The sequence below is a fragment of the Mycobacteroides saopaulense genome (genome assembly GCF_001456355.1).
Lineage (GTDB): Bacteria > Actinomycetota > Actinomycetes > Mycobacteriales > Mycobacteriaceae > Mycobacterium > Mycobacterium saopaulense.
On the sequence record NZ_CP010271.1, the window covers coordinates 1,817,847 to 1,841,014 of the forward strand.

Genomic DNA, 23,168 nt, shown 5'->3' on the forward strand with positions numbered 1-23,168 from the left:
ACGTGGCGCGGCCCCATACATAAGAGGTTCTCTTGCCATGAACACCAATTTTCGCCGCCGTGTGCCCGGATTGACGCTGGCGGCCACCATCGCCGCGACGCTGCTGGTTGCCCCGATCGCTCACGCTGGTCCGGGCACGCTCGGCGACGCCGAACAAGTCATCGAAAGCCTGAAAGCCCAAGGCAACAAAGTCATTGTCACGAAGACGGGCAACAAGCCATTGTCGCAATGTGTCGCCACGCGGGTGCGCAAAGACCTCGATGTCTACGGAAACCCGCGGATATACCCGAACATTTCCTCCGGGCCTACTCGGCGGGTGTGGCTCTATAGCGTCTACCACGTCGACATCCAATGCTGACCCTTGGTGGACGCGCCACGGGGCGCCGCCTATCAGCTCGCGGGCCGCTTTGAGTGGCAGGGACGTTCTTCAGCGACGTGGTGGGGCGCTTGTATCAGGTTACGGCTGAAGGGATTACGGTATTGGGTGGCTCGCAATGTCGCGGGGCGACGAGGGTGCGCCGGCGATCCGGATGATTTCGTCGGCGACCAGGTGCGGCTCCGTGAAGACAACCTGGTGGCCAGATTTTCGGGCCTTCACCAACCGGGCGCCCAGCCGACCGGCGGCCCGCTCGTGTGCGCCGAGGAAGGCTTTGCGGATCGACCTGTCAATGAGTGTCGATCGCGTTGCGGAGATCACGGTGACCGGCATGTCGCCCAGTTTCGGGGGCCGGCGCCGCAGGCTCGCCAACCCCTGGAGAAAGAATTCTTCTTCGGCCTCGGCGGCCTGCCGGGCGCGCACGGTCAAATCTTCGGCAACCAGGTCATCCACCACGTCGGCGGGCATGCCGGGTGCGGCTCTGCGCACGGCTAGCGGCAAGAGGCGGAGGCGTCGTAGCGCATCGGTGGACCAGCGGCCCGCCAGCGCGAGCATGTGCAGACGTTTCAAGGATGGCCCGCAGCAGACGTCCAACTGCTCATCGGAATGGTCGACCAGCACCAAACCGGCGACATCGGAACGATTCTGCGCCGCGGTCGCCAGCGCGATCGTTCCTCCATAGCTGTGTCCGACCAGGATGTACGGGGCCGCATCCAGCGCGTCCAGTAATTCGCCGAGATCGTAGGTGAGACGTTCGAGAGTGCGTGGTGCGCCGTCGTCGTCGCTGCGCCCCAGATTGGCCCTGTCATATACGACTGTCGAGAACTGGCGCGCCACAAGAGGCTGCACCAGGCCCCACTCGGAGCGTGACGCGCCCAGGCCTGATTCAAACACCACGGTAGGGCTGCCGATGCCTGCCTTCATGACGTGCAGTGCACGCCCGTCTGCAAGCCGGATGAATCCACTATCGCCCAGGGTGTGCAACACCCTTCCATGATACCCCACGGGGGTATCTAATCGACCCGCCCTGCTCCGTTGACGTATACCCCCATGGGGTATACGGTGTGAGTATGAGTTCCCGCATGGAGCATCCCGAACATTCGTCAACCCAGACGTCAGCCGCGGCGGATGAGTCGAAGGCCCATGCTGGGCACGGCGGTTCACACGAGCAGCGTGATCATCGGCAGCACCAACACGGCGATCACTCGGACCACGCTGCGCATGGAGGTCACGGTGGTGGTCATGGCGATCACGTCGGACAGTTCCGCAGGTTGTTCTGGATCATGCTGCTGCTTTCGGTGCCGGTGATCGCCTTTAACGACATGTTCGCGATGGTCATCGGTTATCAGCTGCCGACGGCCGGGTGGGTTCGGTGGGTATCACCGGTCCTGGGCACCGTCATCTACTTCTGGGGCGGTAAGCCATTCCTGAGCGGCGCGGTCGCCGAGGTGCGCGGCCGCAAGCCGGGAATGATGCTGTTGATCGGCCTGGCGATCACGGTGGCCTTCGTCGCATCCTGGGGTGCCAGCCTGGGTCTGATCGATCACCAGCTCAACTTCTGGTGGGAGCTGGCGCTTCTGGTGGTGATCATGCTGCTCGGGCACTGGATCGAGATGCGGTCGTTGGCAAGGACCACGTCGGCGCTCGATTCCCTGGCCGCGCTCTTGCCGGACACCGCCGAGCGTATCGAGGGCGATGCGGTGGTGCGCGTCGCGCCGGCAGATCTTCGCGTGGGCGACGTCGTGGTCGTGCGCCCGGGCGGTTCGGTGCCGGCCGATGGTCGGATCACTGAGGGCAGCGCGCACCTGGATGAATCGATGGTGACGGGCGAGTCGCGTCCAGTACGCAGGCAGACCGGGGATCCAGTGGTGGCGGGTACGGTGGCCACCGATTCGGGCCTGCGCGTTGAGGTTACGGCGGTCGGTGACGACACCACTCTTGCTGGAATCCAGCGCCTGGTCGCCGATGCCCAGGCATCCAGCTCGCGCGCGCAGCGGATCGCCGATACCGCCGCGGGCTGGCTGTTCTGGTTCGCACTCGGCGCCGCGGGTTTGACGGCCGTGGCCTGGACGATACTGGGGGAGCCCGATACCGCGGTGGTCCGCGTCATCACGGTGCTGGTGATTGCGTGCCCGCACGCCCTGGGTCTGGCCATCCCGTTGGTCGTTTCCATCGCCACCGAGCGTGCAGCTCGGGGCGGAGTCCTGGTGAAAGACCGTCTGGCTCTAGAACAGATGCGCACCGTCGATGTCGTGCTCTTCGACAAGACGGGAACGCTCACCAAGGGTGCTCCCACGGTGACGGGCATCGAACCCGTTGACGGGCGCGATGCCGACACCGTCCTTGCGCTGGCGGCAGCGGCCGAAACTGACAGCGAGCACCCGCTGGCGCATGCCATCGTCGAGGCCGCACGCGGCCGGGGGCTGCGCATCGCCGCCGCCGGCGGCTTCTCCTCGGAACCCGCATTGGGCGTCACCGCCGACGTTTCAGGGGTACAGGTTGCCGTCGGCGGGCCCGCATTGCTGAAAAGGCATGGTGCGCAGGAGCTACCCATCGCTGAAACGTGGCGCTCCGAGGGGGCGATCATCCTGCACGTGCTGACGGACGGGCGGGTCGCCGGCGCACTGCGGCTGGCCGATGACATTCGCCCGGAGTCCCGGGACACCGTCGACGCACTGCACCGCCTGGGTGTATCGGTGGTCATGATCACCGGTGATGCACATGCGGTGGCCCACACGGTGGCGGCCGAAATCGGAGTCGACCGGGTGTTCGCCCAGGTGCGGCCCGAGGACAAGGCGTCGGCGGTGGCGCAACTGCAATCCGAAGGACACATCGTGGCGATGGTCGGCGACGGCGTCAACGACGCTCCCGCGCTGGCACAGGCCGATGTGGGCATTGCGATCGGAGCGGGCACCGATGTCGCCATCGCGTCCGCCGGTGTCATCCTGGGAAGCTCGGACCCGCGATCGGTGCTGTCGGTCATCGAGTTGTCGCGGGCCAGTTATCGCAAGATGAAGCAAAATCTCTGGTGGGCAGCCGGATACAACCTGGTCTCGGTTCCCTTGGCGGCCGGTGTGCTCGCTCCGATTGGGTTCGTTCTCCCGATGAGTGTGGGGGCCATCTTGATGTCGGCGTCCACCGTGGTGGTGGCGCTCAATGCGCAACTGTTACGCCGCCTGGATCTGCGTCCAGAACAATCCGTGCGGCGCATCCTGGGCAGGTGAATGTCAGTGGCTGATGGGACGATTCAGCGCCGCGGCGGCGTCGACGATGGCCGGGTGATGCAGATCCAGGAGTTCGACCCGCTCCAGTTTCGGGCGGACCCAGCTCGCCAGCACCGGCCACGACGGACGATGGTACGACCACCATCGGACGGCCTGCCAGCGCTGATCCGCGCCGTCGGCCATGGTCTCTGACCAGATCTGATGTCCCCAGGACTGGGTGACGGCGAGGTTCCGTGCGACCACCTGAGTGGGACGAAGCCCAAGCCGTACAAGTTGTTTCGCGTCATCGAGATCGCACACCCGCAGTTCGTCGGGCAGGCTGAATACGCCGAGCGCACGCCGAGCACCCAGTAGGGGGAACTCCAGCATCGAGTCATCCCAGACCTGTAGATCCCCGAACACCTCCCCACACGCCACCTCGGGCCGTGTTCCCAGATACCAGACGTAGTAGTCGGGATGGTCGATACGGCCACCGCGCTGCGGTCGGTGCTGATAGAGCGGGTGTCCAGGTTGTCCCGTCTTCGCGTCCGCGAGGTACGGGAAGATCCGGTAGGCGAGCATTTACGAAAAAGACCCCGCGGTAACAGCATCCAGTGCGTCGAGGACTCGGCCTGGTCCTTCGCTCAGCAGAACGTCGAGCGGCCGCGCGCCTCCGAGATAGCTGTTGGCGCTTTCCAGCCAGGTGGTCGCCGCCCGGTCACCCCACACCAGACGCGCCCGGGACACGACATGCTCGAGGTCGATGATCAAGGGAGCGCTGCGGCCGCCGGGGCGCTCCTCGCCGGAGATCCACCGGGACGGCTGCGACCGGTTCACGCCGATGATCCGGGCCAACTGTGCGGCCCCGCCCACGGCATCCACCAGGTAGGACACCCGCAGCGGTGCGAGCGGATCGTCTGCGGGCTGTGTTGCGACCGCCAGGTTGCCGACGACTACGCGCTTGGGGGTGCTCACCGAGCGGATAGCGGTCGACGCTCGCTTCTTCGCGGTTCCGGAGGTCGCCACTGCCTTGCTTGCGGTGCTGCGTCGTGTCGGTGCCATGCCACAAGTCTACCCAACAAGTTTGTTGGGCACGGGGTCAGTGCGTCTGAGCCGCGAGAGCCTCGATCACGTGGTCGACCGAGGCGCCCCCGAGCAGATCCTGCACCGGGAGCTCGAAATCGAGTTCGGCCTGCACGCGCCGACGGAACTCCAGCGCCTGCAATGAATCCAGCCCCATCGCCACCATGGGCATGGCCGTGTCGATGGAATCGGCGTGATCGGCGCCGATCACCTCGGCGAGCAATTGCACCAGATGTCCGGACCGGTTGGCGGGCACCACCGCTGTGGGTCGAATGAACTCGTCGGACGCGGCGGGCCTGCTGTTGTCTTCAAGCTCGGAGAGCAATGGGCCGTACCCGAACACGCCCAGCATCGCGCGTGCTTGCGTGAGGTCGAAGGCCCCGACGAGAGTGTTGCCTGCGTGCCTGCCCATGCCGGCGGCAAGGGCGTCGGCGGGACGCATCGGATGGACGCCAGCGGCAGCCAGCTTGGCGATACCCGTGTCATCGAGGTCGAGATGGACGGTCCACTGCCCCCACTGCACGGAGACACAATCCAGCCCGCCTGCACGCCGGCGGGCCGCGAGCACGTCCAGCATCCGGTTGCCCGCGGCATACATCAATTGGCCCTTGCCGCCGATTGTCGCAGCCAGCGAAGAACACAACATCACGCGGCAGGAATCGGTGCGGCGCAGGGCATCGAGAACATTGACGACGCCACCGATCTTGGCGCGCAATGCCTGCTGGAACTTTTCGACCGTGATCTCGGTGAGTGGGATATCCGAATAGTCCACGGCGGCATGAATGATCACGTCCGCCGGAGTACCATCAAGCTCTTCGGCAAGGGCGGCGACGGCGGCCGTGTCGGTCACATCGCAGGCGAGCGTCCGGACCACGGCGCCGGTACTGCGTCGTATCGCATCGAGTCGCCCTGCCACGGCATCGGTTTCGCCCGACCGACTGATCAAGGTGATCTGGCGGGCGCCCAACCGCGCGTAGTGCTCGCAGAACTCCTGTCCGAGCTTTCCGGTGCCTCCGGTGATCACCACGTGGTCGGCTGCTGCCGCGCTGGCCTCGCCGTCATGGTCTTGCCCGGCATCCAGAATGCGCTTGGCGTACATGCCCTCCGCGCGCAATGCCAGCTCAGATTCACCGGCTGATTGCAGCGCGGCCAGGATGATGGCGGCATGGCCCGGGTGTGCGAGGTCGGTCCCGAGGTCGAGGTGCCGGAACGCGATGCCCGGATGTTCTGTGCCCATGCAGCGGAACCCGGCCGCGATGGCAGCGTGCACGGGATGCGCCGGGGACTCGCCGGCGGTGGCCTGTTCGCCTCCGACGGTGAGGAGCCAGCATCCGGTGACGGAACTGGACAGTTCGGGCCACCAGGTGCGGTCGCCGAAGAACTGCGAGACCGCGTCGGCGGCCGCGCGATCGTCGAGCGGATCCGGGGCGGGCAGCACAATCACCACGGTGTCGGCGTCACCGGTACCGGATTCATCTGCCGGGGTGAGGATTTGGGCCGATGAGCCGAAGTCCGGCGCACCCTCTCGGAGAGCCTCGATCAGGGGGCCGGCTTCGCCGGTGGCGTCGATGAACCCGTACGACCTGGGCGGCATCATCGAGCGCCGGTTCACCTTGGTCCAGGCTTCGCGCAGCAGCCGCGGGCGTGCCGAGGACCGGGTGTCGTCCGCAACACGGTCAGCAACCTTCGCAACGGACTGTTTCGTCGGCGAGGAGAGCTCGTTTTCCGGCTCACGATACGACAGCCACAATGCAACATTGTTGTTCTGGACATTCGGAAAATCCCGCAGCGGCAGCGATATCGGCTCGGATGTCTCGGTTCGCAGTGCATCCCAGTCATAGTCGAGATCGTGGACGGCCAGGTTCGCAAGATTGGCGGCGAATTCGGTCAGATCCGTCGCGGTGCGGGTGGAGGTGCCCGCCACGCAGGTGGTGTGTTCGGAGTCCAGGGCCGCGAGGTTCTCCCGGATCGCGAGTTGCAGCGTGGGGTGCTCGGCCACCTCGATGAAGGTGTCGACCTGCGTCTGTGTCGCGGCAGCGATGGCACGGTCGAAACGGACGGCGTTGCGCAGGTTCCAGAACCAGTACTGATCGACAGGCAGCTCCGCGGTGATCGGCGCTCCGAGTGTGGCTCCGATGCAATCGATGTCGGTGGCGGCGAACTCGGCATCGCCAAGTCGCTGGACGAGCGCCTCGCGAATCTCGGCACCGATCGAGGCGATCATGCTGGTATGAGCCGGATAGCGCACCGAGATGACCCGTGCGAACACGCCGTCTTCGGTGAGGCGCTCGACGATACGGTGCACCGTCTCACGCTGGCCGGAAATCCCCACCATCGACGGCGAATTGACCACCGACAGCTCGGCCCAACCCGATTGCCGGGCAAGGAGATTCTCGCAGGTATCGCGATCGGCCGCGATGACTGCCATCGCATAGTCATCGGCCGGGAACTCGTCGGCGATCCGGGAACGGGTGCCCACCACGGTCACCGCGTCGGTAAGGGGCATGAGGCCGGAGACGTACGCCGCGGCGATCTCGCCCTGGCTGTGCCCGATTGTGGCATCCGGGCTGACACCTACCGAACGCCAGAGCGCGGTCAGGCCCGCCATCTGGGTGAACAGCGCGGGCTGGACCACACTTGCACTGTCGTCGGCAGGGAAGTTCTCGTCGAGAAGATAGTCGAGCGGAGAACGACCGAATTGGGCATCGAACAGTTCCGCGCAGCGATCGACCTCCGCGCGGAACTGGGGGAACGCGTCGTAGAAGAGTCGCCCCATTCCCGGCCGCTGTCCGCCCTGCCCGGGGAACACGAATCCCCGTCGGCGTGAGGTCGCGGGCATTGAGTTGCGGACCACCCGGGCGTGGTCCGTTCCGGTGACCACGGCGCGCAGGCCGGCCACCAGTTGGTCGTGATCGTCGACAGCGATCAGCGCGCGGTACCGGCGCGCCGTGCGGGTCCGAAAGATCATGCCCGCAATGCGGTCAGGGGAGACCTTTGGACGTTCAAGCACATAGGTAAGGAGTGCGGAGGCCTCTCTCCGCAGTACCTCAGGGGTGTCTGCGGAGAGCAGGACGGGGATGGCCCCGCCGGGCAAGCGGTGGCTAGACATCGTCGCCTTCCTCTCCCTCTGAGTCGCTGGCCGGCATCGCGATGATGGCGTGTGCATTGGCGCCACCGGCTCCGAACGACGAGACCGCGCCGTACCGGATGCCGTTCTTCGGCTCCCACGGGTGCAACTTGGTGGCCAGGCGGATCCCTGTCATCGACCAGTCGACCTTGGTGGTGGGATTGTCCGCGAACAAAGTGGGCGGGATGTGTCCGTGCTGTCCGGACAGCAGCAGCTTGGTCAGGCCAACGATGCCCGCAGCGGCCTGTGCATGCCCAGCGTTGGACTTTGAAGAGCCCAGAAATGCACTGGAGCCACCGGCGCCGTACGTACTCTGCAGTGCCATGATCTCCAGCGGATCACCGGCGCGGGTGCCGGTACCGTGTCCTTCGATCATGCCGATATCGGCCGGGTCTACACCAGAGGCGGCGATGGTCGCGGCGACCAGCTTCGCTTGCGCGCGTCCTCGTGGAACGAGAATGGGCTTACCGCCACCATTGTGGTTGGTGCGGATGGCCATGATGCGTCCATAAATGCGGTGACCGAGAGCGCGGGCACGTGATTCCCGTTCCAGCACAACCATTCCGGCCGCTTCGCCCCAAAGAGTGCCGTTGGCCTCGTCAGAGTATGAGCGGCAATGCCCATCGGGGTCGAGGGCGTGAACTCGGGAGAACTCGTAGAACGCGCCCGGCGAACCCAGTACGCAGACAGCGCCTGCCAGCGCCCATTCACACTCGTCTGCCCGTATTGCGGAGGCGGCGAGATGTACTGCCGACAATGATGATGCGCACGCGGAATCGATGCACATCGACGGGCCGATGAGGCCTAGTTGATGCGAAATGCGGCCCGCGATACCGAGTTGTCCTGTGCCGACAATGCGATGTCCGCTGTGGGCATGTACCTGTGCGACCCTGGGGCCATACTCTGTGTACGAGGCTCCCACGAAACATGCGGCCTCAGATCCGTCGACGGTGGCGGGATTGACGCCTGCGTGTTCCAGTGCTTTCCAGGCCAGCCGCATGCCGACTCGCTGTTGCGGGTCCATTGCTATGGCCTCGCGTTGGGTGACGCCGTAGAAGGCCGGATCGAAAACAGTTGCGTCGGTGATGAATCCGCCGGCATCGGAGACTCGGCCCCAGCCTTCGAGGTTGGATAGGGATAACAGTTCATCGATGGGCCAATCCCGATCGCGCGGGAACGGGCCGATGAGCTCTCGGCCGTCAGCAAGAGCATTCCAAAATGCCCTCGGGGTATCGATTCCGCCCGGGGCTTCAATAGCCATCCCCGAGATGACGACGGGGTCGTTCTCGACGCTGGAAGTGATTGCAGGAGTTGATGTCACGGTGTCCTTATCCCTACGACGAGGTCGCGCGGGCAATGTTGGTATTCAGTAGTTCGGCCAGAGCGTCGGTCTGCGAGTTCAGGAAGAAATGCCCGCCATCGAACAAGGTCACTTCCAGTTCGTCGGTGTGCTTGCCCCAGCCGTACAGATCGCGCATCGTGATCATGGGGTCTTGGTCTCCACCGATCGAGTGGATACGTGCCGCAACCTTGACATCATCCGCGCAGGCGTACGCATTGAATGCCTGATAGTCGCCCTTCATGACCGGTAGCGCCATCCGCATCACATCGAGGTTGCCCATGACGGCAGAATTCGTGCCCTCCAGAGCGCCCATATGCGCCAATACCGCATCGTCGTCGGTCGGCAGATCGGGTTTGTCGGCGATATTGCACGGTGCCACCGCCGAGGACACCGTCAGCTGATGCACATCCAGACCAGCAGCCTCTGCCAGGCGGGCGAACTCGAAGGAGATCACGGCTCCCATGCTGTGACCGAAGGTGTGGATAGGAACGCCGCGATTGTGCTCGGACGATTGGAACTCGGCGAAGGCTCCGGCGGCGATATCGGGGAGCGTCGCCAACGCCGGCTCACCCGCCCGATCCTGTCGCCCCGGGTATTGGAAGATTACGACATTAAAATTTGCTGCAGTTGCTTTTGAGAGTGTGCGGTACACCGAGGCTCCGGCACCCGCATGCGGAAAAAGCAGTAGCAATGGTGCATCGGCTGTCTCTGGCTTGTGAAACTGCCTGATCCATCCGAGTTTGCGATCCACGTCCAGCTTCCTTCCAAACTTGCAGATAGTTAGATTAGCCTAACGTAACTCTCGATGGGGTATGTCGCTCGCACCGTCCGCGGTGATGCAGGGCACCCATGGGGAGTCGCCCGCCGTCGCCGGCAGCCATTAAGGTAAGGCTAGGCATAGTTCGGAGATTGAGGTGGTTCGATTCATGCGCGCGGAGTCGCTCGGATTCCAGGCTTTCGTCGTCGGCGGTGACGCTCGGTGAGCGGAGATCAATTGTCCGCACTGGACCGCCGGCGGGAGCTGTTACGCAAACGACTCGCCGAAAGCGGTGTCGAGGCGCAACGCGTCGATGCGGTCCCTCGGGTCCAGGCGGGCGAGCGTCGCCGGCTGGCGCCGGGCCAGCGCCGGCTGTGGTTCCTGCAAACCAAGGATGCGGCCGACACCTCACTCAACATCTGCGTCGCGCACCGGATGCAGGGCGCGCTCGACGGCTCGAAGTTGCGTGATGCCTTCGCCGCGGTGATTGCGCGACACGACATCCTGCGTACTTCATACGGTGTCGATGCTGACGGAGAGCCCTATCAGGTTTTCAGTGACGAAATCGAATTGCCATGGACAACAGTCGATCTAGGGCATCTTGTTGAGGGCGAGCAAGGGCGGGAAGTTCAGGCGCTTGCTGATCGCGAGTTCGGGCGGCCGTTTGAACTCGCGGTGGACGCGCCACTGCGGATCACCCTGCTGCGTCTGAGCGATCAGGACTTTGTCCTGCTGCTGGTGGTTCACCATATCTGCTGGGACGACAACTCGTGGGAAGTGTTCTTCGCCGAGCTGAATGGTCACTACAACGGTCGCCTTACCGAGGGCCACGCGCCGCAGTTTGTCGTCGTGGGGGCTGGAGACGATTCAGCGTCCGAAGCGGACATCGAGTATTGGCGCAAATCCCTGACGCCGCTGCCGGATCCTCTGGAGCTCCCTGGCTCCGCCGCCACGCATTCTTCCAGGGCTGCACGGCGGCGTGCGGCAGCGTTACCTGACGAAACTGCTTCCCGGGTAGAGGAATTCGCCCGCGAGCACTCGGCGACTCCGTTCATGGTGCTGCTGGCGGCCTTCGGGACGCTCGTGTATCGGTACACCGCCGCATCCGATTTCGTGATCGCAATTCCGGTGGCTGAGCGTAAGGCCAATGCGGAAAAGGCGATCGGCTACTTTGGCAACACACTGCTGTTGCGTACCGCATTGGATCCGCGGCAGGGTTTCGCGTCCTACCTCGCCGCTGTGCGCGAGGTGTGCTTGGGAGCTTTCGGTCACCAGGGCGTCGGCATCGATCGAGTGGTCCGCGAAGTCAACCCGATTCGCAATGCCGGGCACGATGGGCTGGACGAGCTGGTCAGGCTCGGCTTCAGCATGCGCAAGGACGCCAGCGGATATCGGCTGGAGGGTGTCCAGGCGACCCAGCTCGATCTCAGTGCTGTCAGTGCGCAGTTGCCGCTGTCGCTGGCGATTGCCGCAGAGTCGTCCGGCACGATGGTTGAGATCGAGTACCAGACCGACACGATGCCCGAATGGCTTGTTGACCAGCTTCTGACGCATTACGGACGTCTACTGGAGGATGGGGTGGCCCGTCCGGAAGTACCTGTTGCTCTGCTGGACCCCTTCGGAGTCGAAGAGCATGCCGCACTGCTCGATCAATCGCGCGGGGTGTTGTCGACCGTCCCGCAGAAAACTCTTGTCGATGTGCTGGAAGAGGCCTGCCGGGCGACGCCCAATGCGCTGGCGCTGGTGGCTGACGATGGCGAACTGACTTACGATGCGCTGCATCGACGTTCCAACCGGCTCGCGAGATGGCTTGTCTCTCAGGACATCGGCACCGAGGACGTCATAGCGCTGAGAATGTCGACCTCGATAGAGTTCATCGTGGCGATGCTCGCAGTCCTCAAATCGGGTGCTGCGTACATGCCGATTGACCCCGCGTTGCCCGCTGAGCGCATCGAGTATCTGACCAGCGATGCGCGGCCGCGAATGGTGCTGGGCACTGAGGAATTCAGGGCCGCTGAGGCGAAGTCTGCGGATTTGGCCGACGCCGCAATCGATGACACCGAACGATTGCGTTCACTGCGGCCCGAGAACTTGGCCTATGTGATTTACACCTCGGGATCCACTGGGCGGCCCAAGGGTGTCGCCGTCGCTCATGCTGCCATCGCCGAGCACATCGTCTCGTTCACAGCAGACTGGAGCATGACTGCCGAGGATCGGATGTTGCAGTCGACTTCGGTGAGTTTCGATGCTTCGTTGGCCGACATTTTGTGCCCTCTGTCTCTAGGGGCACAGGTTGTTGTTCCGAGACCAAAGCCTTTCTCGGATATTGGGTATGTGATCGACCTCGTTCGTCGTCGCGGTGTAACGGTGCTGCACATGGTGCCGTCGCTGCTCAATTCGGTGATGTTATTGCCCGAGGCGCGTGAGCTTCGCGGGCTCCTGCGGCACATTCCTGTGGGCGGTGAGGCATTGCCAGGCGAGGTGGCAGACAAGTTCGCCACCATGTTTGACGCGGAACTGCGGAATCATTACGGCCCCACCGAGGCGGTGGTGTGTTCGACGTACATGCCGGTGGAAGGCCCTCAAGGTAATTCGGTGGTGCCGATCGGCAGGCCGAATCGCAATGTGTATGCCTACGTGCTGGATGAGGCGCTCGCGTTGGTGCCCGCAGGAGTCGTAGGTGAGCTGTATCTCGGTGGCGCCCAACTGGCACGTGGCTACCTTGGTCGGCCAACCCTGACCGCGGAGAGATTCGTGGCCGACCCATTCGGTTCCGGAGGGCGGTTGTATCGGACGGGTGATCTGGTGCGCCGTAATGTTTCCGGCGAACTGGAATTCATCGGTCGCGCGGACGAGCAGGTGAAGGTACGAGGGTTCCGTATCGAGCTCGGCGAGGTGGAAGCGGTCGTAGGCGCCGATCCTCGCGTCGGTCGCTGTGTGGTCACGGTGGTGGAGGACGCTCAGGTGGGGCCAATGCTGGCGGCCTACGTGGTGCCCGCTGCGGGCGGCGATGCGGAGATCAATCTGGAGGAGCTGAAGACTCGTGCGCAGGATCTACTGCCCGGGTATATGGTCCCCAGCGCGTTCGTGGTGATTCCGGAGATTCCGCTGACCACCAGCGGCAAGCTTGACAAGCGGGCGTTGCCGGCCCTCGATGCACTGGTGGACAGGGTGTTTCGTGCCCCGACAACACCCACGGAGCGCCGGATGTGTGCGATCTATGCGCACCTGTTCGGGCGGGCCGAGATCAGCCTGGACGATTCGTTCTTCGAGCTGGGCGGGCATTCCCTGCTTGCTGCGCGTCTCGTGGCGCAGGTCCGGGCTCAATTCGGCATCGACCTGACTGTGCGCACGGTGTTCGACAGCCCCACGCCGGCGGGACTGGCCGAACAACTCACCACGTATTTCCGCGAGGAGTTCGAGATCGAGCTCGACGAGCTGGACCTCGATGAGTCAGACGAGATGGAGGCCGCGCCGCAGGACGGCCGCCCAGAACTGGTTCGGGCCGTGAGGCCGGATCGACTCCCGTTGTCCTCCTCGCAGCTGTCCATGTGGTTCGAGTGCCAGATGGAGGGTGTCACCGACATCGCCAACATGTGGCTCGCGTTGCGCTTCGACGGTCCGCTGCAGACCGCTGCGTTGAGCGCTGCGCTGGGCGACGTGGTCGCGCGGCATGAGACGTTGCGGACCAACTTCGCGATTCATGAAGGCGCGCCGTACCAGATCGTGCATCCGTCACGGGAGTTGTCGATCCCGGTCCTCCAACGATCTGCGGAGGACCTTTCGGAGACGCTGGCAGAGCTGCGACACCACATTTTCGGGCTGGAGTCGGAGTCGTTGATACGGCCCACCATCATCGAATTGGGTCCGCGGGAACACGTGCTGGCGCTGGTGGTGCATCACCTGGTGGTGGATCATGCCTCATTCACCGTGATCGTCGACGACCTCGTGACCGCCTACCGTGCGCGTATCGAGGGGGAGGCCCCGAAATGGGATCCGCAACCGGTGCAGTATGCGGACTACGTCCTGTGGCAACGCGAAGCTTTTGGCCCCGATAGTGAATTCGGGCAGTCCGAGACGGCGTATTGGCGCGAGTTGCTGGCCGGCGTACCCGTCGAGATAGCCGTGGCACACGATCGTGCTCGACCACAGATCCTCGGAAAGCGCGGTGAAGTCGAGAGGTTCACCGTGTCTCCGGAGCGCAGGCAGGCTCTGACTCGGATGGCCGAGCAGCGTGGAGTCACCGAGTTCATGGTCTACCAGGCTGCACTGGCGACCGTGCTGCATCGGCTGGGCGGAGGTGCCGACATCGTGATCGGTAGCCCGGTGGCGGCCAGGGTGCACCCACATGTCGCCAATCTCGTTGGGCTGTTCGCCAATATGGTGGCGCTGCGCAATGACTTGTCCGGCGACCCGACGGTGCGTGAGGTGTTGGAGAGAAGTCGAGACGCCACCCTCAACGCGCATACCCACCAGGAACTGCCCATCGAGAAGCTGGTGGAAGCCATCAATCCGCCACGTTCGCTGTCCTGGAATCCGTTGTTCCAGACCATGGTGAACTTCCGGGGCGCCGATTGGGGTACAGAGGCACAGGACCTGACGGGCTCGGGCGAGACCTCGATGGTGCCGTTGCCCATGGAGGTGGACGTCTCCTTTCTCGACCTGAACTTCGCGCTGAACGTCACGCCGGAGGGCGGCCTCGATGTTTCGGTTGTGGCCAACGCCGATCTCTATGAGGTGGAGACCACGCGACTGATTGCCCAAGCACTGGATGCAGCATTCGATGCGTTCGTCACCCACCAGGACACCCGGATTTCCGAGATCGTGCTGCTGCCGGTCGATGCCATGGAGCGGCTGCTGGCTCCGCCGGCCGCTGCCGTCGAGCGCACCGCGGGGCCGGTGAATGAGGGCTCGGAGGAAACCAAACGCATACTGATCGCTCTCCTGGAGGAGCTGCTCGAGATCAGCGGCATCGACCCGGAGGACAACTTCTTTGCCTTGGGCGGGGACAGCGTCATCTCGATTCAGTGGTCGACACGTGCTGCCGAACGCGGGCTCGCGATGACACCGCAAATGGTGTTCGAGTGCGCGACGATCTCCCAGCTGGCCGGCGCCGTCGATTCTGCCGATCACGTTATGGTGGAAGATAATCCGGCGCCGTCGGCACGGGTGGAGCCCAGTGCTCCGATGAGTGCTTCCGGCCTCAGCGCCGAGGCGCTGGCGGAGCTCACCGCATCGTGGCAGGCGCAGTCGTGACGGGAACCGAACAGCAGCCCCAGATCGAGGACGTACTGGCGCTGAGCCCACTGCAGGAGGGCTTCTTCGCGCTGGCCCAGCTCGCGGACGAGAGTGTTGATCTGTACAGCATGCAGTTCGTCGCCGATATCGAAGGTGGCCTTGATATCGACTTGCTGCACCGCAGCGCGCAGGCGATGCTCACCCGCCATCCCAATCTGCGTGCCGCCTTCTGGGACCGCGGGCTGCCCAGGCCGGTGCAGATCGTGCCCACCCATGCGGAGATCCCGTGGGAGGAACGTAACGCGCGGCCAACGGAATTCGACGATATCGCCCTGAGCGAGCGACGGCGCCCATTTGACCTTGGCAAGGGGCCGGCGATCCGCATCGTGCTGCTCACAGTTCCCGATGAAGCGCGCTACCGAATGATCGTCACGACGCATCACATCCTGATGGACGGTTGGGCGATCGCGATCTTCTTCACCGAGCTACTCGCCGCCTACCAGGCACACGGATCGGTCGACGGATTGCCGGCGGTTCGTCCGTACCGTGACTACATCGCTTGGCTCAACACACAGGACACCGCTGCGGCAGCGGAGCGGTGGACTCGCTATCTCGGTACCGTGTCGGGGCCACTGATGCTCGCCGACGGTGCTGTCGCCGCGCACGACAGCGTGCCCGAGAAGTCTCAATTTCTTTTGACTCCCGAGGAAACCGTGCGGCTTCGCCAGTGGACGGCTGCCAATGGGCTCACCCTCAACACCGTCACCGCGTTCGCCTGGGCGCTGGTGCTCGGTCGGCTGACCGATCGTACCGATGTGGTGTTCGGCACGATCGTATCCGGACGGCCCAAGGAACTGCCCGATGTCGAGAGGATGGTCGGCCTCTTCATCAACTCGGTGCCGATGGTGCATCACGTCGACTATTCGGCCTCGGTTATCGAGCAGTGCACGCAGTTGCAGCGTGAGGCGGCCGCGATGCGTGATATCGGATATCTGAGCCTGTCCACACTGCAGCGGGCCGAGGGGAGCGCCGCGTTGTTCGACACCCTGTTCGTCTTCGAGAACGCGCCCATCGGCGATGCGGTCCAGGATGTGGAGATGGCCGACGGCGCTCGATTCCGTCCGGTCGAAATGGAAAGCCTCGCGCACTACCCTCTTACCGTCGTATCGCATATGCATGGCGAATCGTTGTTGGTGATGATCGAGGCGATTCCGGAAGCGTTGCAGTATTTTTCAGGTGCCAGTGTTGGCGAGCGCCTGGTTTCGATACTGCGTCAGTTGCCAGAGATCGCAGACCGCACGCCGGATGCGCTCGATGTGTTGACTGAGCATGAGCGCGCCGAGATCTTGGCCACCCCCTCGGCCGCCGATCAGTCCGTGTCGTCGGTATGGGAGTTGTTCCAGCAGCAGGTGGTCGAGAACCCTGAAGCCATTGCGCTTGTTGCGGGCCGCGAGGAGCCTCACACCTATGCGCAGTTGCATGCCGCCGCGTGCCGGTTGGGAAACGTACTGGCTGAGCATGGCGTGGGCCCGGAAACCACGGTGGCTCTGCTGCTTCCGCGTTCGATTGATTCGATGATCGCCATCCTCGCTGTGTTGGCCGCGGGCGCCGCATACGTGCCGGTGGATATCGCGCTGCCTACTGCGCGTGTCGAATCAATTCTGCGCCAATCTGATCCGAAGCTGGTCATTACCCACGCCGAGTATCAGGACATCGCCGGGCCGCAGCGCTCTGCGGTGGTTCTCGACGACCCCGCGACCGTCGAGCGGATTTCCGGACGAGAGGCGAAGATCGCAGCTGTCACCAGGCATCCCGATCAGAGCGCCTACTTGATTTTCACCTCCGGGTCCACGGGTGAGCCCAAGGGCGTCATCGGCACGCACGCTGCCTTGATGAGTTACTTTGCCGACCATCGCGATCGGGTGTATCGGCCCGCCTCGATGCGGCTGGGACGCAAGCTGCGGATCGCGCACGCGTGGTCGCTGAGTTTCGACGCTTCGTGGCAGCCGATGATCGGTTTGTTGGACGGCCACACCGTCCACCTCTTCGATGCCGAGGACATGCGCGACGCGCAGCGGTTGGTCAGCGGTATGGCAGAGCACGACATCGACATGATCGACACCACGCCGTCGATGCTGGCGCAATTGTCCGCCGCTGGTCTGCTCGATCGGGAGCTACCCGTCCTCGCGCTCGGCGGTGAGGCCATCGAGACTGCCCTCTGGAACCGGTTGCGTTCATTGTCCGGGACTGCCGTCTACAACTGCTACGGCCCGACCGAGACGACCGTGGAAGCCGTTGTGGCAGAGGTCAAAGACTATCCGAAGCCCACCATCGGTACGCCGAATCAAGGGATGGCCGGATACGTGCTGGACTCACGGCTGCGACCGGTACCGGACGGGGCCGTGGGCGAGCTGTATCTCGCGGGTGCGCAGTTGGCCCGGGGCTATGCAGGGAAACCGGCTGTTACTGCCGGCACCTTTGTCGCAGACCCGCAGCGACCTGGCCGGCGGATGTATCGGACGGGTGATCTGGTGCGCCGGCTGCCGCATGGAGGTTTCGCGTATCTGGGCCGGGCTGACTCACAGGTGAAGATCCGCGGCTACCGGGTCGAGGTGGGCGAGGTCGAATCCGCGCTGCGGCTGCAGCCGGGCGTGCACACCGCCGCGGTGACTGTGCTCCGTCGTGCCGGTGGTGCGAGCCTGGTGGGATTCGTTGTTCCGCAAGACCAGGCGGTCGACTTCGAACCGACTCGTACCCTGATGCGGCTTGCCGATCGGCTGCCGTCGTACATGATGCCGTCACGTCTTGTTGTTCTTCCGCAACTGCCCGTCACCGTCAACGGCAAGCTCGATGGGGACAGACTGGAGCGGCTAGCACTCGAGAGCCTGTCCGGCGGTACCGGCGGCGACGAAGCGCGCCCGGTCACTGCCACCGAATGCGCACTCTGCGAGTGCTGCGCCGAGCTGTTCGACGGAGCCGTGCCGGGTATCGACGAAGACTTCTTTTCACTCGGAGTGGACAGTATTGTCGCGATCTCGCTGGTCAACAAGGCACGCAAGCGCGATCTGGTAATCACCCCCCGCATGGTGCTGGCCGCGCCGACCATCCGCCAGCTTGCGGCCCTTGTCGATACCCGTGGTCACGTTGATTCCCTGGCGGGAGAGGCTGATTACGGTGAGGTGCCACCGCTGCCGGTCGTTTCGTGGATGTATGAGAGTGAGATCTACCGCAGACTTTCATTGTCGGTCCTCATTCGGCTGCCCGAGGAGATTGACAGTCCACGGATCGAGCAGATGCTCCAGTTGCTTCTCGATGGATTCGCCATGCTGCGGTCGACGCTGGTGGATACCCCTGACGGTCCCCGAGTTGTCACCCGCGAACCGGGCGCAGTGCGAGCCGAAAACGTGCTGAGCCGAGTGGAATTGCCTGCGGGTGCTGCCGCTCACGATGCGATTACCGTGGCCGCGCGCGAGGCGTTCGACGCCCTGGACCCACGGTCGGGAGCGATGATGCGCGCGACATGGTTGGTGGACGCCGGATCGGGTGACGCATTGTTGTTGACCGTCCACCATCTGGCTATGGATGTGGTGTCCTGGCATGTTGTGCTCGGTTACCTCGCCGACGCATGGCGAGCAGTGGAATCCGGTGGAGTTCCCAAGGCGCCGATGGAATTTACCTCCTACCGGCAGTGGAGCCAGCTGATGCAGCAGCGGGCATCCAGCGCGGATGTCTTGCGTCAGAGGGACTACTGGACCGAGCAGGTCGTGGGTGCCGATCCGGAGCTCGGGTCACGGCATGCGGATCCTGCCCGGGATACGTGGGGGACCCTGCAGACTACGCCGGTGCCTACCCCCGTGGAGATCACCACGCGACTGTTGGCCTCATTGAACAAGCCCGAGGGCGTGTACGGATTCCTGTTGTCGGCACTGGCGGTGACGGTCGCGAGTTGGCGCAAGCAGCGTGGACAGGACCCAGCCGCAGGCACTTTGGTGTCCCTCGAGGGGCACGGTAGGGCAGATGCCGAGCTTGACACAGATACCAGTGGCACCGTCGGCTGGTTCACCACCGTTTATCCGGTACGGATTGCATCCGGTGAGGCCGTAGTGGACATCGACGGGATAGAAAATGATGCCGACGCAGCACGGAGACTGTTGGCGGGCGTTTCGGAGTACTTCAGTAAAATTCCATACCAGGGTTTGGATTACGGACTGCTCCGCTATGCTTCTCGGTGCGAAGAGCTGGTCTCTGCGCGGGACCCGCAGATTCAGTTCAACTACGTCGGCCGGATGGATATCAGCGGTATCGACGATCAGCCATGGTCGCTCATCGCCGACGCTCGGAGTCTGGCTGTGCCCCCCGACTCCGAGCCGGAAATGCCACTGCGGTTTGCGATCAACATCGGTTCGGCAGTGATGACCACGCCTGAGGGCCCCCAGTTGCTGACCAATTGGCAGTTGAGTTCGGCACTGTTCACACCTGCAGATGCCGAACGGCTGGCACAGCTGTGGCAGCGAAGCGTTGCCGCGCTTGTCGAGGCACTCGACGGATAACGACGGGAAGAATCACGGATGGAATCATTCAGCAGGGACGAGATCAAGGCGACGGTCGCCGACCTCATAGGGCTCACACCCCAAGAGATCTCGGACGCAGACGACCTCATCACGCTCGGACTGGACTCGATTCGCATGATGACGTTGGCCGGTGGCTGGCGGAAGCGGGGCAGCCGCATCACCTTTGCGCAGCTCGCGGCCGAGCCTTCGGTGGAGTCGTGGTACGCGTTACTGGGTGACGGAACCGATCCGGTCTCGGATGCCGGCATCGGCAGTTCGGCCCCCGTGGCCAACGAGGATGCGGCAGAAGATGTGCCCTTCCCGTTGGCCACTATGCAGCATGCCTACTGGATAGGCCGTTCGGAGGATCAGGAACTCGGTGGGGTAGCGGCGCACCTCTACGTCGAATTCGACGGTGGAGCAATCGATCCCGAACAGCTGCGGTTGGCGGTCGATCGGCTCGTGGCCGCCCATCCGATGCTGCGGACCAAGTTCCTGCCCGACGGCACACAGCAGACCATGGCGGCTCCGGGGCGCGATGCGTTCAGCGTGGTGGATCTGCGTGGGCGTCCGGCCGATGAGATCGACACGGCGCTTGCCGCGCTCCGTGAACGCAAGACGCATCAGCGTCTGGCCATCGAGGATGGTCAGGTTCTCGACGTCACTCTGACCCTGCGCGCAGAGAACAGCAGTCGGCTACATCTGGATGTCGACATGCTGGCCGGCGATGCGATGAGCTATCGAATCCTGATCTCGGATTTGGCGGCGTTGTATCACGGTGCCGCACCGCCGGAACTGGGATATACGTATCAGCGGTACCGCACCGAGGATCGTGGCGATGCAGAGGCGCAGGAGCGTGACAAGCAGTGGTGGCAGGAAAGGTTGGAGAACCTGCCGGGTGCACCGGAACTGCCTGTCGTTCCAGTGAGCGAACGTACCGACCAGCACCGCACCGTTCGGTACGACTACTGGCTCGAACCTGAAGCCAAGGAGAAGCTACTGGTGGCCGCTCACCAGCGTGGGATAACCCCCGCGATGGCGATGGCCGCCGTTTTCGCGGAGACCATTGGCGGCTGGTCGGCGCAGAGCCGGTTCTTGTTGAATGTTCCCCTGTTCCATCGTGAATCGGTGCACGCCGACATCGACCGGGTGATCGGTGATTTCACCTCCTCGATCATGCTCGAGGTAGATCTCACCGAGGACATGTCGGTGGCTGACCGGGCCCGGGTTCTGCAGCGCAACATGTATGAGAGTGGGGCGCATTCGGCCTATCCAGGACTGAATGTGCTGCGGGATCTCGGCAGGTACCGGGGCGAACCTGTGCTGGCTCCGATCGTGTACACCAGCGCACTGAATTTGGGAGAACTGTTCGCCGAATCGGTCATGGACACCTTCGGCGAGCCCGTGTGGATCATCTCGCAAGGACCGCAGGTGCTGCTCGATGCTCAGGTGACCGAGGTGCGCGGTGGCCTCTTACTGAACTGGGATATCCGTGAATCCGCATTCCCGCAGGGCATGGTCGCCGCGATGTTCGCGCGGTATACCGATGCGGTGGCGGCGCTGTGTGCCGGAGACGACGGTTGGAATGCCGACGCGGCAGTGAGGCTACCTGTTTCCCAAGCCGAGGTGAGATCAACAGTCAATGCCACAGCGGGACCCGTAACCGGCCGCCGCCTGCACGAAGGCTTCTTCGATTTCGCGAAGACGAGCCCGGGTGCACCCGCGGTGGTCTGGGGCTTCGGTGACGAGGACGGTGTGTGGTCCTACGGCGACCTGGCGGCAGAGGCACTGGCCGTCGCCGGTGCATTGCAGGCGCGCGGGGTACGCACAGGTGATTCCGTTGCGGTGCAGCTCCCGAAGGGCCGCGACCAGATTCTTGCGGTGCTCGGCGTGCTTGCTGCGGGGGCGACGTATGTACCCATCGGATTTGACCAACCGGCCCAGCGCCGGGCCGCGATACTGGAAACCGGTGGAATCTCGGTGGCGTTGACCACAGACGGATCCGATATGCCTATCGACCATCTGTCGATTGACGCAGCCCGTCAGCATCAGGAGCCGCTCGGGGCGCCCGTGCTGACCGATGCTTCGTGGATTGCTTACGTCCTCTTCACGTCGGGTTCCACGGGCACCCCGAAGGGCGTCGACGTCTCACACGCGGCGGCGATGAACACCATCGACGCGTTGAACGACGAGTTCGAGGTGGTCTCCTCGGACCGTGCGCTTGGATTGTCCGCGCTTGAATTCGACCTATCGGTGTATGACATCTTCGGCATGTTCTCGGTGGGCGCTGCGGTGGTTGCCGTCGATGCCGCCCAACGCGCCGAAGCCACCACCTGGGTGGAACTAATACGGCGCCATCGGGTTTCAATTATCAACTGCGTACCCGGTCTGCTGGATATGATCCTGTCGATTGGCGGCACTGAGCTTGGTGATTCGTTGCGTGCGGTCATTCTGGGTGGCGACTGGGTAAGTGCGGACCTAGCGCGCAGGCTCGCCGCGCAGGTGCCCGGATGCCGCTTCACCGGCCTTGGCGGGGCGACCGAGGCGGCCATACACAGCACGATTTGCGAGGTGCTGGGCGATCCTCCGGAGCATTGGGCGACAGTTCCTTTCGGCGTGCCTCTGCGCAATGTGAGGTGCCGTGTCGTCTCGCAGGCGGGTCGTGACTGTCTTGACTGGGTTCCCGGCGAGCTGTGGATCGGTGGCGACAGCGTCGCGTCCGGCTACCGCAACGATCCCGAACGGACTGCGGAGCGTTTCGTCGAGTACGACGGGGTGCGCTGGTACCGAACGGGCGACATGGCCAGATATTGGCCCGATGGAACCATCGAATTCTTAGGCCGCGCGGACCATCAGGTGAAAGTCCGGGGCTACCGCGTGGAATTGGGCGAGGTGGAGAGCGCGCTGCGCCTGGTGCCGGGTGTACGCCACGCGGTTGCCGCCATAGTGGGTGGCGATGCACCGAATCTTGTTGCCGCGGTGGCGGGTACCCCAGATCATTGCACCGACTATCCGGCGCTGCTCGGTGATCTCCTCCCCGCCTACATGATTCCGGCGCGGGTTGAGCTCCTTGAGCACATGCCACTGACGTCCAATGGGAAGTTGGATCGGCGTGCGGTGTCCGCACTACTGGAGCAAGTGAACGTGGCGGTCGCGGACGCGGGGCCACGCCACGACCTCGATGCGGCTCTTATTGATCTCGTTGCAGGGGTGCTGGACGTCGAATCGGTTGGCGTACACGACGATTTCTTCGCTCGAGGTGGTGACTCGGTACTGGCGACGACCGTGATCGCGCGGGTGCGCGACTGGCTGTTCGTTGACCACGCGCTTGTCGGGGACTTTTTCGCCACGCGGACCGTCGCGGGGCTGGCCGATCGGCTGTTGAAGCGAGAGGCCGAACTCGGCACGCCGGATCGCCTGGCCGTCGTCGCGGGGCACTACCTCGAGATCGCGGCGATGACCGATGAGGAGATCCTGGCCGGGACCACCTGA

The 23,168-nt window shown here is 63.9% G+C and carries 11 protein-coding genes; 5 read left to right on the forward strand and 6 right to left on the reverse strand.

From position 1 onward, the window contains the following. Positions 1-37 precede the first annotated feature (37 nt). Entirely contained in the window at positions 38-358 is a 321-nt protein-coding gene (locus MYCSP_RS09150; RefSeq protein ID WP_083013730.1) for a hypothetical protein, read from the forward strand. Positions 359-472: 114 nt separating this feature from the next. On the opposite strand, the gene MYCSP_RS09155 is transcribed toward MYCSP_RS09150, so the two are convergent. Beyond that, entirely contained in the window at positions 473-1,363 is an 891-nt protein-coding gene (locus MYCSP_RS09155; protein ID WP_083013731.1) for an alpha/beta fold hydrolase, read from the reverse strand. Between the two features lie 296 nt (positions 1,364-1,659). Here MYCSP_RS09155 and MYCSP_RS09160 point away from each other — a divergent pair, with 296 nt between their 5' ends. Continuing rightward, on the forward strand, positions 1,660-3,600 hold the full coding sequence (locus MYCSP_RS09160; protein WP_088413644.1) for a heavy metal translocating P-type ATPase: 1,941 nt from the start codon (positions 1,660-1,662) through the stop codon (positions 3,598-3,600). A 3-nt stretch (positions 3,601-3,603) separates the two neighbouring features. Here the strand turns inward: MYCSP_RS09160 and MYCSP_RS09165 are convergent, their stop codons facing one another. From MYCSP_RS09165 to MYCSP_RS09185, 5 genes are read right to left on the reverse strand one after another with little or no spacing between them, the layout of a single operon-like run. Continuing rightward, complete coding sequence (locus tag MYCSP_RS09165; RefSeq protein ID WP_083013733.1) at positions 3,604-4,161, reverse strand: RES family NAD+ phosphorylase; 558 nt, start codon at positions 4,159-4,161, stop codon at positions 3,604-3,606. Further along, a complete protein-coding gene (locus tag MYCSP_RS09170) occupies positions 4,162-4,641 on the reverse strand; it encodes an MbcA/ParS/Xre antitoxin family protein (protein ID WP_083013734.1) in 480 nt (159 codons plus the stop codon). A 37-nt stretch (positions 4,642-4,678) separates the two neighbouring features. Further along, positions 4,679-7,771: a nocobactin polyketide synthase NbtC gene (nbtC, locus tag MYCSP_RS09175; protein WP_157886165.1), complete on the reverse strand. Its 3,093-nt coding sequence runs from the start codon at positions 7,769-7,771 to the stop codon at positions 4,679-4,681. Next, positions 7,764-9,092: a beta-ketoacyl [acyl carrier protein] synthase domain-containing protein gene (locus tag MYCSP_RS09180; protein WP_083013763.1), complete on the reverse strand. Its 1,329-nt coding sequence runs from the start codon at positions 9,090-9,092 to the stop codon at positions 7,764-7,766. The genes nbtC and MYCSP_RS09180 overlap by 8 nt, the downstream gene beginning before the upstream one ends. Before the next feature lie 31 nt (positions 9,093-9,123). After that, a complete protein-coding gene (locus MYCSP_RS09185) occupies positions 9,124-9,882 on the reverse strand; it encodes a thioesterase II family protein (RefSeq protein ID WP_088413646.1) in 759 nt (252 codons plus the stop codon). A 228-nt stretch (positions 9,883-10,110) separates the two neighbouring features. On the opposite strand from MYCSP_RS09185, the gene MYCSP_RS09190 reads away from it, so the two are divergent. The 3 genes from MYCSP_RS09190 to MYCSP_RS09200 are packed head-to-tail and all read left to right on the forward strand — an operon-like array spanning position 10,111 to position 23,168. Further along, positions 10,111-15,144 carry a non-ribosomal peptide synthetase gene (locus MYCSP_RS09190; RefSeq protein WP_088413647.1) on the forward strand — a complete coding sequence of 1,678 codons (5,034 nt, stop codon included), beginning with the start codon at positions 10,111-10,113 and terminating at the stop codon, positions 15,142-15,144. Beyond that, complete coding sequence (locus MYCSP_RS09195; RefSeq protein WP_088413648.1) at positions 15,141-19,676, forward strand: non-ribosomal peptide synthetase; 4,536 nt, start codon at positions 15,141-15,143, stop codon at positions 19,674-19,676. Before MYCSP_RS09190 ends, MYCSP_RS09195 begins: the two co-directional genes overlap by 4 nt. An 18-nt stretch (positions 19,677-19,694) precedes the next feature. Then, positions 19,695-23,168: a non-ribosomal peptide synthetase gene (locus MYCSP_RS09200; protein ID WP_083013739.1), complete on the forward strand. Its 3,474-nt coding sequence runs from the start codon at positions 19,695-19,697 to the stop codon at positions 23,166-23,168.